This window comes from Blautia sp. AM29-29 (assembly GCF_003480555.1).
In the GTDB taxonomy this organism is placed as follows: Bacteria; Bacillota; Clostridia; order Lachnospirales; family Lachnospiraceae; genus Fusicatenibacter; species Fusicatenibacter saccharivorans.
Genome location: NZ_QUJD01000002.1, coordinates 18,210 through 30,859, shown reverse-complemented (window position 1 = coordinate 30,859; position 12,650 = coordinate 18,210). Strand labels below are relative to the sequence as shown.

Here is a 12,650-nt window from a genome sequence, read left to right as displayed (position 1 = left end):
AGAAGAAAAGTATGGTAATTAAACAGGTAGAGCTGCAGCATGTCTGCGGAATCACCAGTAAACTGCCGGATACCGGTCAGGTGGAAGTGGCATTTGCGGGAAAATCCAATGTTGGAAAATCTTCTCTCATCAATGCCCTGATGAATCGGAAATCACTGGCGCGTACCAGTGCGCAGCCGGGAAAAACACAGACGATCAACTACTACCACATCAATGAGGAAATGTATCTGGTGGATTTGCCGGGATACGGTTTTGCGAGAGCCTCCGAGGAGGTTAAAGCAAAATGGGGCAAGCTGATCGAGGATTATCTGCATCAGTCAAAAATGCTGCACGCAGTATTTCTTCTGATTGATATCCGTCATGCACCGTCCAACAACGATCGCATCATGTACAACTGGATTCTTCGAAACGGCTATCAGCCGATCATCATTGCGACGAAGCTGGACAAGATCAAGCGCAGCCAGCTTCAGAAGCAGATCAAGCTGATCCGCGAGACGCTGGAGGTTGAGAAAGATACGATTGTGATTCCGTTTTCTGCAGAGACAAAACAGGGACGCGAGGAGATCTGGAATCTGATTGATGAAATCCGCTCGGATGCAGAAGAAAGCGGGGAATAATGTCATGGGTATGATACGTGCGGCAGGCCTTGGGTATGAATACCTCCGTTATGAGGAGGAAGGACAGGAGCCGGAAGTAACAAAAGCGATCGAGGACGTCAGTCTGGAAATCCAGAAGGGACAGTTTATCGCGGTGCTCGGGCATAACGGAAGCGGAAAATCAACGCTTGCGAAACATATCAACGCTCTGCTGGTGCCTACAGAAGGCACCATGTGGGTGGACGATATGAAGACGACAGATGAGGAGGATGTCTGGAAGATCCGCCAGAAAGCCGGTATGGTATTCCAGAACCCGGATAACCAGATCATCGGAAATGTGGTGGAAGAGGATGTCGGCTTTGGACCGGAAAATCTGGGTGTCCCGACCGATGAAATCTGGAAACGGGTGGAGGAGAGCCTTACGGCGACCGGGATGATTTCATACCGGGCCCACTCTCCGAATAAGCTCTCGGGAGGTCAGAAACAGAGGGTTGCAATTGCAGGAGTGATGGCCATGCAGCCGGAATGTATTGTTCTTGATGAACCAACCGCGATGCTGGATCCGAACGGACGAAAAGAGGTTCTTCGCGCTGTGCGTAAGCTGAATGAAGAAAAGGGCGTTACGGTTATTCTGATTACGCATTACATGGAAGAGGTTGTTTTTGCGGACCGTGTGTTCGTTATGGACAACGGTAAGCTGGTAATGCAGGGGACGCCAAGGGAGATTTTTTCCGAAGTTGAGAAATTAAAAGAACTCCGTCTTGATGTACCCCAAGTGACACTGTTGGCTTATGAATTGAGAAAAAATGGTGTAGATCTCCCGGAGGGAATTTTGACCATTGAAGAACTGGTGAATGCATTATGTCATTGAAACTTGAAGATGTAACGTACACATACAGCCCGGGAACGGCATATGAAATGCACGCCCTGGAGCATATCAATCTTGAAATTCCGAATGGCCAGTTTGTTGGGATTATCGGCCATACGGGAAGCGGAAAATCGACGCTTGTGCAGCATTTGAACGGTCTGATCCGACCGACTGCCGGACGGGTGCTGTATAACGGAGAGGATATCTGGAAAGAAGGATATCCGCTAAGAGAGCTTCGAAGCCATGTGGGACTGGTTTTCCAGTACCCGGAGCATCAGCTTTTTGAGACGGATGTGATCACAGATGTCTGCTTCGGACCGAAAAACCAGGGACTTTCACCGGAGGAATGCAGAAAACGGGCGGAAGAGGCACTGGATCATGTCGGATTTCCAAAGGAAATGTATGAAAAATCGCCGTTTGAACTCTCCGGAGGTCAGAAACGTCGTGTTGCGATTGCCGGTGTGCTTGCCATGAACCCGGATTTTCTGGTGCTTGACGAGCCGACTGCAGGCCTTGATCCGAAGGGACGCGATGAAATCCTCGATCAGCTTGCATTGCTGCATAAGACGCGCGGCATTTCGGTCGTGCTCGTATCGCACAGCATGGAGGATATTGCAAAATATGTAGAGCGGATTATTGTCATGAACCACGGTCATGTGGCGTTTGACGATACACCGAAGAAAGTCTTCGCTCACTATAAAGAGCTCGAGAAAATCGGTCTTGCGGCGCCGCAGATGACGTATATTATGCATGCGCTAAAGGAACACGGCATGGACGTGGATGTAACGGCGACGACGGTTGAGGAGGCACGCGATACGATTCTTGCGGCACTGGAAAGTCAGAAGAAAAACGGGAAAAAAGGAGCAGAAGTATGTTAAGAGATATTACTCTGGGACAGTATTACCCGGCAGATTCTATTCTGCACCGGCTTGACCCGCGTGTGAAATTTGTAGGAACGATCGTTTATGTCGTTTCCCTCTTTTTGTTCCACAACTGGGGCTACCTGCTTGGAACCGTATTCCTTGCGGTGATGATTAAATTGTCGAAGGTACCGTTCAAATTTATCACGAAGGGTCTGAAATCAATTTTTGTGCTGCTTGCGATTACGATGGTGTTTAACATCTTATTTACGCCGGGTGAGGTGCTCGTCCGTATCTGGAAAATTACGATCACCCGTGAGGGTGTGGCTATGGCATGCCGTATGTCGGTGCGTCTGATTTTCCTGATGATCGGCTCTTCGCTGATGACGCTGACGACAACACCGAACCAGCTGACGGATGCACTCGAAAGCCTGCTCGGACCATTGAAAAAAATCCATGTGCCGGTGCATGAGATTTCCATGATGATGTCAATCGCGCTCCGTTTTATCCCGATTCTCCTGGAAGAGACAGACAAGATTATGAAAGCGCAGATGGCGCGCGGCGCGGATTTTGAGAGCGGAAATATTATCCAGAGAGTAAAGAACATGGTGCCGCTTCTGGTGCCGCTGTTTATTTCAGCCTTCCGCCGTGCAAATGATCTGGCGCTGGCGATGGAAGCACGCTGCTACCATGGAGGAGAGGGAAGAACACAGATGAAACCGCTTCGGTATCAGACGCGCGATTATGCAGCGTATGGCGTTCTTATGGCATACCTTGTGTGCAGTATCGGCCTTCGCGTGTGCGGACTCTGACTTTGACGAAAACGGAGGAGAAGAATGCGCAGAATTAAGCTGATTGTAGCGTATGACGGCACAAATTACTGTGGATGGCAGGTGCAGCCAAACGGCATTACAGTACAGGAAGTATTAAATCAGGCTCTTTCCGATCTTTTTGCGAAGAAAACGGCCTGCATCGGCGCAAGCCGCACCGACGCCGGGGTACATGCTCTCGGCAATGTTGCGGTATTTGATACGGATGCGAGAATGCCGGCGGACCGTATCGCATTTGCACTCAACACACGGCTTCCGGCAGATATCCGTATTCAGGGATCATCCGAAGTGCCGCCGGACTTTCACCCGCGTTTTACCGCAACAGTTAAAACGTATGAATATCGGATTTTGAACCGCACCTTTGCAGATCCGACGCGGAGACTGAATTCCTATTTCTGGTACGGCCCGCTGGATGTGGATGCGATGCGGCAGGCAGCATCGTATCTGGTTGGCATGCATGATTTTAAAAGCTTTGCAACAGCAAAACCGGAGGTGACCGACACGGTCCGTACCATCTATGAAACGAGTTTGGAAAAAGAAGACGATCTGATCCGCTTCCGGATCACCGGAAACGGTTTTCTCTACAATATGGTGCGGATTATCACCGGAACACTGCTTGAGGTTGGAAAGGGCGATTATCCGCCGGAGAAAGTAAAAGAAATCCTTGCGGCGAAGGATCGAAAAATGGCGGGAGCAACGGCCAGACCGGAGGGCCTGACACTGGTGCGGATCCAGTATCCGGAATGGAATTTCGAGTAAAGACATAAGTGGTCTGTATTTTCCGCAAAACGGGACTCGCAGTTTGCGAAAAAATGCAAAATATGGGTAAAAAACAGTTGACATTCCAAAATCCGTATAATATAATTACTAAATGTGTGACGTAGTTTGAAAACGCCGATGCCATAAGCCCCGGTAAGGCGGTTTCCTATATACATGAAACAGTAAATTGAATTTTTCACAGGAGGTTATATCCATGAACACCTTTATGGCAAATCCAGATAAGATTGAAAGAAAATGGTATGTTGTTGATGCAGAAGGATGTACATTAGGACGTCTGGCATCTGAAGTAGCAAAAGTATTACGTGGAAAAAACAAACCGGAGTACACTCCGCACGTAGATACTGGTGATTACGTAATCGTAATCAACGCTGATAAAGTAGCAGTAACCGGTAAAAAACTGGATCAGAAGATCTATTACAGCCACTCCGATTATGTAGGCGGAATGAAAGAAGCTACTCTTCGTGAGATGATGGCTAAGAAACCGGAGAAGGTTGTTGAACTTGCAGTGAAAGGCATGCTTCCAAAAGGACCTCTTGGAAGACAGATGTTCACAAAACTTCACGTATACGCTGGTGCAGAGCACGCTCATGCAGCTCAGAAACCAGAAGTATTAACATTTTAATAGGGAGGTAAAGAACATTGGCTAGCGCAAAATATTACGGAACCGGAAGAAGAAAAAAATCTATCGCAAGAGTATATCTTGTACCGGGAACTGGTAAAGTTACCATCAATAAAAGAGACATCGATGAGTATTTTGGTCTGGAGACCCTGAAAGTTATCGTTCGTCAGCCTCTGGCAGCTACAGAGACCGCTGATAAATTTGACGTGATCGTAAACGTTCACGGCGGCGGATACACAGGACAGGCAGGAGCAATCCGTCACGGTGTTGCACGCGCCCTTCTGACTGTAGACAACGACTACAGACCAGTTCTGAAAAAAGCAGGATTCCTGACTCGTGATCCTAGAATGAAAGAGCGTAAGAAATACGGTCTCAAAGCAGCACGTCGCGCTCCGCAGTTCAGCAAGCGATAATCGACTGCTCAGACTATATCAAAATGGTTCAAAAACCCCGGAAAATCAAGGCTTAATAGTGACAAGTAACTATTTTGTCGCAGAGAACGGTGTGACCCGAAGGTCACGCCGTTTTTCTGCGTTCATAGGTTGTTTGTGTGACAATAGGCTCGGAAATAACGGGAATATCCACATCGTCCACAAAGTTGAAAAAAATCTTCACTTTCTGCTTGCGCTTGCCGCTGGACTTGTCCGGGGCATAGACAACGATCTTCTTGATATACTCGTTCACGATGGTCTGTGTCAGTTCCTCCACATCCACATATTTCTGTGTCAGGGCGATAAAGGCATCCAGACCGTCATTCATTTCTTCCCGCTGTTCCACCCATTCTTCGATAACTTCAATTTCGAGCTTTAACCGTTCCTGTTCGGCTTCATAGTCCGCAGACATCTTTCTGTATCTGTCCTGATTGAGATTTCCAAGAACATAGTCCTCGTACAGCCGGGAGATGATGACATCCAGATCGGCAAGGCGTTTCTTTGCCTGTTCCAGCTTCTTTTTGTCATCCCGGATGCTGCGCTCCTGGTCAGTCCTGCGGCATTGCAGCCATTCCTCCTGAAAACCGTCCACATCGCTTCGGATATACTCATTGACTGCCCGGATGCGTTCCAGAACGATTTCACGAAGCACATCTTCCCGGATATAGTGGGCAGTACAAGTACCACGGTTGCTCTTGTAGTTGTTGCAGACGTAGTGATCCTGCTTGCCCTCAAAGCTTTTGCTTGTGGCAAAGTGGAGCTTGCCGCCGCAATCGGCACAAAACAGAAGCCCTGAGAACAATCCCTGCCGTTCCGCTTTTGCGGGGCGGCGTTTGTTTTTCCTCAGTTCCTGCACCCTGTCAAACTGTGCCTGAGATACAATCGCTTCCTGTGTGTCCGGCAGATAAAACATATTCTCCGGCTCATTGGGAATCCGCTTTTTCAGCTTGTAGGACTTGGAATAAGTCTTGAAGTTGCAGGTACAGCCTGTGTACTCCTGCCGTTCCAAAATCCCTACAATGGACTGGTTGCTCCAGTGGTACGGTCTTTCCGGCATCGGCTTTTTCTTTCGCTTGGCATACAGAGCTTTTGCGGTCAGAATCTGCTTTTCTTCCAGAATCCTTGCAATCTGCTCCGGGCCTTTGCCGTCAATGCAAAGGTCGAAGATGAGCTTGACTACCGGAGCCGCTTCTTCATCCAGAATCCAGTGATCCTTGTCCTCCGGGTCACAGCGGTATCCGTAGGGCGGTTTGCCCATGTGCTTCCCACTGGTTCCTCTCTGCCGCAAACTGACACGGACTTTCTTGCTGGTATCACGGGGATACCACTCGTTGAACAGATTACGGATTGCGGCGAAGCCCTCGCTGTCTCCCCGGTTGCTGTCCACACCGTCATTTACGGCGATAAAGCGGACATCGTAGCTCGGAAAGATAATATCCGTATATTGTCCAACAGTCAGATAGTCACGACCAAATCGGCTGAGGTCTTTGACCAGCCAGCAGCCTACAAGCCCCTGCTTGACAAGCTCAAAGCCCTCCTGCACACCGGGACGATTGAAGTTCGTCCCCGTATAACCGTCATCCACCAGAATTTTCAGGTTTGTATACCCGTGGTCACGGGCATATCGGGTTAAATACTCTCGCTGATTTGCGATACTGTTACTCTCTCCATCTTGGGCATCCTCATTGCTCAAACGACAGTAGAGAATGGTAATTTTCTGCTGATCCAACATAATATCCTCCTTCGGTTGTTGGTCAGCCGACAGTACCGTTGTGCATACTGGAATTATATCATGCTTTTGTGTCGCAGTCATTAACAAATCACCCCCTTGTCAGAAAAAATGAGCCGTTTTACCTTGTCGGCAAGCGGCTCATTCCCGTCACATTCTGTTTCAATCACATACCATGTGTTCCCGATCTTACGCTCAATGGTTTTGCGGAAAGAAGACTGCGCTGTTTCCCAATGCTTGCGGCATTCTTCCAAAAAATCAATGGGCGGCTCAAAAATCGGGTCGAAGCAGGAGTAAATATCAATATAGCCGATGGCATCATTGATTTCTTCCATCGGGGCATCTTCCATAATCATCTTGTTAATTTCCTCTACGGTTTTATTCATAGGCAAATAGTTCCTTTCTTAAATTTCCATATCCTGCCTACGCTTACGGGCAGGGTGCTTATGTTCCTGTGTTTCCTTTCCTCTGGCGAGAATGGCATGAACAAAAGCCCAAACCCTTTCAGACGCAATCTCTATCGCATCCAAGAAAGGCTGGGCTTTCTGTTTCAGTTCCATATATTTTTCGTTTACTGCTTCATACCGCTGTTTCCAGATGGAAATTGTTTTTTCAGCAGAAGCCAGTTTCTCTTTCAAACGCTTATTGTCAGCATTGGCAATAATGCCGTTGACCGCATAGCGTTTGAGTGTATCGCACTGATCCGGCGTGAGCGAGACATTTCCGGTGAGGGCATTTTTCTTGCCCATTTCCTCAATATCCTGCACCGTCAGCGCAATGGTCTTTGCTGCCTTGGTTTCCTTTTGCAGAGCTTCCAGTTTCTTTTTCTGCTTCTCCGTAGCAGCCTTGGCATCCGCCAAACTCTGCTCGGCCTGTTCCACCTGTCCGGTCACAGTTTCCAGGCGGTGCTGTTCGGCCTGTACCTTGAACTGTGTCACCGTCAGATGTTCCTCGGTACTGCCACGCTCTCCACGCTCCACATCGGTATATCCGGCGGCTCGCATGAAATTAAAAAAGTCATCCTGCAGCACACTGTAGGACGACTTCAAAATCTTTTTCCCTTTTGCGTTCAACATCGGATTGCCATCTTCATTGAGAACGGGTTTGGATTCCCATTTCTTACTGCGGCTGACCTGTGTGATCGTTTCTTTTACCGTTCCCCGGAGGAATTCATCCTTGCACCGCTTCGACCACAGGATTTGCTTTTCCACCACCGGGATATAAACCACATGGAGGTGGTAGTGATACACATCCTCGCCCAGGGCTTCGGACATTGCCCGGTTGCGCTCATCGGCGTGCATCACAGCGGAGAGGATATACTGCTCGCCGCCCACAATCTCCACGGCGGCTTTGTAGGCATCGGCATAGAACTGTTTGGCATATTCATAGCCGCCGTGGTTGTGGAAGTAGGCAGAGTTTACATCAAACAGCAGCTCCCCATATTTCACCGCATCGGCTTTCAGACCACGGGTGGAGATAACACCATCTGCAATCATCTGATCGAACATGGCGGCATAGCTGTCGGTAGGTTTCTTGAAGTGGACATTGCGGTGGGTCTGGGTGGTATCAATATCTTGATTGGAGTAGCTGTCTTTTTCTCGCTCGTTATGCTCCTGAACTTTCGCCACATCGTCGAGGGTGGGCAAGTCCTGGTTACGGGCAAAGGTACGGTCAATTCCATCGTTTCTTGCCATAGGTTTTTTCCTTTCTTTCGAGAGTAGCAGACGGGCGGGGCTGCGGGGATGCACTTCTGCGGAAGTGTAATAACCCACTATAACACTTTCATCCATTCTGGCTGCAAAGTGCCGTGGGCTCTCCCGAGGGGGTGTGCGGTCACTGCGGTGACCTCTGCTGACCAAGGCAAAATGTCTGCAACTTTTCCCATGGTCAGCCCGTCTGCATGAAGCTGTTCTGCGTAACGTTTCTTGCAGACGTTGGCAGCGTCTTTCACTGCCATCCATAGGCAGCACTGCGGTGTGCCTATGGGGACGGGAGATGCGAGGGGCTGTTGCCGGGGGCATCACTTCTCCCGTCTTTGCTGCCATACAATGTCGCATCCCAGCACATCGGCAAGCTCCAATACTTCCTTGTATCGGATGCTTTCCCGCTGTAATTTTGCGGACAGGTTGGAAACGCTGTCGCTCCATCCGTACTCGTCCGAGAGCAGGTCAACAACTTCCTGCATGGTCATCCCAGCACGGATGATCTGTGCCTTGATTTCATTGCGTACATTCATATTGAAAAATCCTCCATAATTCTGTTTGTGGTTCGGTACAATCTCTGCACCCCAAAATGGAGCAGATACACCGAACAGTGAAAAATCTGCAATCTCTGAAATCCGTTCAGAATTTTGCTTGTGATGTCCTGTCCATATATGACCATATCCCGCTTTACTGTTTCGTGTGATTTGGTCTGGAAAAATGAAAACATCTATTGTTCCGTGAACAGGGTACACGGTTCAGAGAAGCACGATTTCGTGAAATAGCTTCGTCCTACGGTCAAAAACTTTGCTGTTTCCATTGCCATTGATTTTCAATACCCGAAAACAGGTTGTCTCTGAAAGCCGTTGTTTCCTATAATGGGAGAAAACAGGGGTAAATGCTGCGTACATACGTACAGAGCATGACTGGCAAAATCAATCCCGCCATTCCTCCGGTACGTACGTACATGACGAAACATCGTAAAACCCATTTATATGAGGTCTTGCCACAGCTTCCACACCCATAAATCCCCACACCCGCCGTCCGGCAGAGTTGGTGATGTTGTTGCAATGTTCCAGATTGAATCTCCCGGCATTGGCAATCATGGCGTCGCTGAAGCTGCGGGTTTTCAGCGGTGCAAGGGAATTTTCTTCGCACCACATCCGGTAGATTTCATAGAAATCCTTGGAGCTGATGGACGCATCCGCTTTGCACCGGATGTATCCCTCCGATTCCATGAAATCAAAGATATTATTATTGTCACGCTTGACCGCTTCCCGGTTTTCCCGGATACGGTTACTCTCTGTGAATTTGAAGTTGTTGGCAACAAGCCGCTGCAATCCCTCCAATGCCCACAGGAAGATGCCCTCGGCTTCGGCTTTCATCTTCTCCGCAAGGTCAGGATCATCAGCTCTATCCACAGGCTTTTCCTTGGTGGTCAGCACAAGCTGTCTGCGATAAAATCCGTCACTGCGATCATAAAGAGCTTGCAAATCGCCGTTGCTGAACGCAAGCAGCCGGGCGAACATCCAGCCCTGATAACTCTGCTTGCCCTTGCGTTCCAAATCCATCTTGCCCTGTGCTGTCACGATGGATTTCACATAGTTGGTCTGGCGCAGAGCTTCCATCCGCATATCATCATCCACGCACAAGAGGATATGTTCCAGATCGGCACGGGCAAAGCGGTTTTCGGAAATCTTTCCGATGCTGCCGTCTTTCATATTCATGCCAAAGATTGCCGAAAGCACCGCACCGATTTGGGATTTACCCTCGCCGCCGTTGCCCTTAATCACCATCATGCGCTGTCCTTTGTTGGAGGGAATCAGGCAGTAGCCGATAAACTCCTGCAAAGTGGGAATGTCCTCTGTATGAAGCAGGTCATCCAGAAAGTTCAGCCAGACCACAGGAGCAGGAGCATCGGGATTGTAGGCAACAGGCAGACGGCTCCGCACGATAGCAGGTCTGCCCTCAGTGAATGTTCCGTTCTGCAGCAGCGTACCGTTGGCAACATGAATCCGATCCTGCTCCGGAGGAAAGTCAGGCACTTGTGCTTCCAGTTTCAGCACCTCCAGAATATTGGTGATCTTCCGGGGGATGTTGTTCACGGCACAGAATTTCAGCTTGTCGTAAATCTCACCCCGGAGAGGGAGATCGTCTGTTACCCGACCATCGGGCGTAAAAAAAGCTCCGTTTGCGAAGATGATTCTGCGCTCACGCAGAAATTCTTCACAGAACAGAGCTTCATTGATGTTCTGCCCGTCAAACCAGATCGGCAGATTCATATCCGGCATTTTACCTTTCTTCCCCATGGGACAACCCCTCCTTTCGTTTCCGTGCCACATAGTTCTGAAGGAAAGCAATCTTGCTCTCCTTCATTAGCTCGTCCACCACGGCAACCCGTTCTTCTAAATCACCGACTGTCAAAATATCTGCCAGATATTCGATATAATCAATCATCTGGCAGGCTTCCACAAAACGGTCATCCAGATCATCATCCGGTGTTTTCGGTGCATATCGCACTTTCCAATCTTCCAGCAGATGCAGATAATCCATCAGCACCCGGAAGCACAGCATTTCGTCCTCCCGAAACTGACGGATATAGGGACGTTTGGGCTTGAGCATAGCTGCGGAAGTGGGCGGTTTCGGGTCAAGCCCAAAATCCGAAGCCAGCTTTTGTGCTGCTTCATAGCTGCTCAGATCGAACGACCTTGCCACGAAGTCGATCACATCCCCCTTGACTCCGCAACCAAAGCAGAAGAAATAATCCTCATTCAGCTTCATGCTCGGATGCCTGTCATTGTGGAACGGGCAGCAAGCCATGCCGTTTCGGTTGACTTTCAGCCCGTAGTGTTCGGCGGCTTGCTTTACGCTGATTGCCACCTTGATGGTTTCATAGATTGTCATAGAAAACCTCCGTTCATAGTATTCAGAAAGCACGAAACACTCGCCGTGATTGGCAGGTGCTTCGCTCCGTCTACTATTGTTATGCCGGATTTTTCAAAAAACAGGCTAATCGGTGGACAACCCCATTTCAAAAAACAGGACAGCTTTTCGGAGGATGTAGATTTCTTCACATTTGCATGATATAATGAAAGAAATGAAAAAACAGGACAGGAGAGCAAGCATGAATCAAGAATTGATGACATTGGATTTTTGGCAGGATACAATCATATATGAGGACAAAGCACTTCCTATCGGCACTCTTGCCTGTGATGCGCTGAATGTTTCGGCGGATACTCTTGCCAAAATGAATGAACAATGCCAGAAAATTAATCTACTGCTTGGAATGCTGAACGCCGGACAGGACGCTTCTGCACTCTTTCCTATGGCAAGGGAAGCTGCATTGACAATGTTAGAGATTCTCAGCAAAACGCCGCCGTTCTCCTATATGGATATACCAAAGCACCGGGAACGGATAGAAAAGGTTTTTACTGCGGACAGCGCACAAAAATATGTGGAGTTTGCTACAAAAGCTGCAACCAATTCTTTACCGTTTGAAGAAGTTCCGAAATATGCTGATGCGGCGATGCTCCAACGTTATACCGCTGTATTCGGACATTTGGCATATTCTCTTAGGGAATACCAAACCGCAGTGCTTGATTTTGCGGAAAAATCAGACAGCAACGAAGCAGACCGTACCGCAGAGGGCTTTGCAAAAATGTTCGGCAGCTATTTCCCGCCGGAGTTTTCTATCACGGAGGGCAATGCCTGGATGTCTGTTGCGAACAACTCTATTCAGTATGTGACAACTGTCCGTCCCGGCGAGGATGTGGCGAAGCTCGTCAAACGGATGCACTATGTATCCTTTGTGGGAATGTTCCGTTCTGATCTCTTTGAGGGCTTGTGTGTTGGTCATGCACCGAAAAAATGCCGGATCTGCGGCAAATGGTTTCTGACCACCAACGCAAGGCACACCAAATACTGCGGCGGTTATGCACCGGGAGATAAGCTGCACCGCACTTGCCGGCAGATCGGCAATCTGAAAGGCAGAGAACAGCGGGAGCTTGCGGACGATCATCCGCTGAAACAGATTTATGAGAAGCGGCTGAACACCATAAACCGCTATGTGAAGCGTGGTACTCTGGACGCTGATCTTGCAGAGGTTATGAAGAAACTGGCGAAAGATAAAATGCTCCGGGCCTTGAGCAATGTTGCTTATGCCAAGGGCGATTATGAAAAGGAAATGGGACAGGCTGCCTTGAAAAAGGAAGCTTACAACAAAAAATGACAAGGAGAT

The 12,650-nt window shown here is 48.8% G+C and carries 14 protein-coding genes; 8 read left to right on the top strand and 6 right to left on the bottom strand.

Translation table 11 applies throughout. The features are described 5' to 3' along the window. Positions 1 to 11 precede the first annotated feature (11 nt). From yihA to rpsI, 7 genes are all read left to right on the top strand, one after another. Entirely contained in the window at positions 12 to 617 is a 606-nt protein-coding gene (gene yihA, locus DW769_RS01850; protein ID WP_055219842.1) for a ribosome biogenesis GTP-binding protein YihA/YsxC, read from the top strand. A gap of 4 nt (positions 618 to 621) precedes the next feature. Beyond that, positions 622 to 1,467, top strand: a complete 846-nt coding sequence (locus DW769_RS01845) for an energy-coupling factor transporter ATPase (protein WP_055219895.1) — start codon at positions 622 to 624, stop codon at positions 1,465 to 1,467. Continuing rightward, positions 1,458 to 2,342, top strand: a complete 885-nt coding sequence (locus tag DW769_RS01840) for an energy-coupling factor transporter ATPase (RefSeq protein WP_117801969.1) — start codon at positions 1,458 to 1,460, stop codon at positions 2,340 to 2,342. Before DW769_RS01845 ends, DW769_RS01840 begins: the two co-directional genes overlap by 10 nt. After that, entirely contained in the window at positions 2,336 to 3,136 is an 801-nt protein-coding gene (locus DW769_RS01835; RefSeq protein WP_055265741.1) for an energy-coupling factor transporter transmembrane component T family protein, read from the top strand. The genes DW769_RS01840 and DW769_RS01835 overlap by 7 nt, the downstream gene beginning before the upstream one ends. A 24-nt stretch (positions 3,137 to 3,160) precedes the next feature. Then, positions 3,161 to 3,913 carry a tRNA pseudouridine(38-40) synthase TruA gene (truA, locus tag DW769_RS01830; protein WP_118749892.1) on the top strand — a complete coding sequence of 251 codons (753 nt, stop codon included), beginning with the start codon at positions 3,161 to 3,163 and terminating at the stop codon, positions 3,911 to 3,913. 214 nt (positions 3,914 to 4,127) lie between these two features. Beyond that, positions 4,128 to 4,556 carry a 50S ribosomal protein L13 gene (gene rplM / locus DW769_RS01825; RefSeq protein WP_055219851.1) on the top strand — a complete coding sequence of 143 codons (429 nt, stop codon included), beginning with the start codon at positions 4,128 to 4,130 and terminating at the stop codon, positions 4,554 to 4,556. Between the two features lie 17 nt (positions 4,557 to 4,573). After that, complete coding sequence (gene rpsI, locus DW769_RS01820; RefSeq protein ID WP_055219853.1) at positions 4,574 to 4,966, top strand: 30S ribosomal protein S9; 393 nt, start codon at positions 4,574 to 4,576, stop codon at positions 4,964 to 4,966. 103 nt (positions 4,967 to 5,069) lie between these two features. Here rpsI and DW769_RS01815 read toward each other — a convergent pair whose 3' ends face one another. The 6 genes from DW769_RS01815 to DW769_RS01780 all read right to left on the bottom strand — a co-directional run bounded on the left by DW769_RS01815 (position 5,070) and on the right by DW769_RS01780 (position 11,317). After that, positions 5,070 to 6,716 (bottom strand): recombinase family protein, encoded by a 1,647-nt coding sequence (locus DW769_RS01815; protein WP_330407241.1) that lies wholly within the window; start codon positions 6,714 to 6,716, stop codon positions 5,070 to 5,072. Positions 6,717 to 6,796: 80 nt separating this feature from the next. Beyond that, positions 6,797 to 7,099 carry a hypothetical protein gene (locus DW769_RS01810; RefSeq protein ID WP_085531218.1) on the bottom strand — a complete coding sequence of 101 codons (303 nt, stop codon included), beginning with the start codon at positions 7,097 to 7,099 and terminating at the stop codon, positions 6,797 to 6,799. Between the two features lie 18 nt (positions 7,100 to 7,117). After that, positions 7,118 to 8,407 (bottom strand): plasmid recombination protein, encoded by a 1,290-nt coding sequence (locus DW769_RS01805; RefSeq protein WP_117788320.1) that lies wholly within the window; start codon positions 8,405 to 8,407, stop codon positions 7,118 to 7,120. A gap of 326 nt (positions 8,408 to 8,733) precedes the next feature. Beyond that, positions 8,734 to 8,949: a phosphoribosylglycinamide formyltransferase gene (locus tag DW769_RS01795; RefSeq protein ID WP_109258817.1), complete on the bottom strand. Its 216-nt coding sequence runs from the start codon at positions 8,947 to 8,949 to the stop codon at positions 8,734 to 8,736. 399 nt (positions 8,950 to 9,348) lie between these two features. Beyond that, the gene (locus tag DW769_RS01785) at positions 9,349 to 10,722 is read right to left on the bottom strand and encodes a DNA primase family protein (RefSeq protein WP_243105407.1); all 1,374 of its coding nucleotides are present in this window, start codon (positions 10,720 to 10,722) and stop codon (positions 9,349 to 9,351) included. After that, the gene (locus DW769_RS01780; protein ID WP_118749890.1) at positions 10,706 to 11,317 is read right to left on the bottom strand and encodes a CHC2 zinc finger domain-containing protein; all 612 of its coding nucleotides are present in this window, start codon (positions 11,315 to 11,317) and stop codon (positions 10,706 to 10,708) included. Before DW769_RS01780 ends, DW769_RS01785 begins: the two co-directional genes overlap by 17 nt. Before the next feature lie 220 nt (positions 11,318 to 11,537). Between DW769_RS01780 and DW769_RS01775 the strand changes: the two genes are divergently transcribed. Beyond that, positions 11,538 to 12,641, top strand: coding sequence for a DUF6076 domain-containing protein (locus DW769_RS01775; protein WP_117522886.1), 1,104 nt, complete (start codon positions 11,538 to 11,540; stop codon positions 12,639 to 12,641). Positions 12,642 to 12,650: the final 9 nt, after the last annotated feature.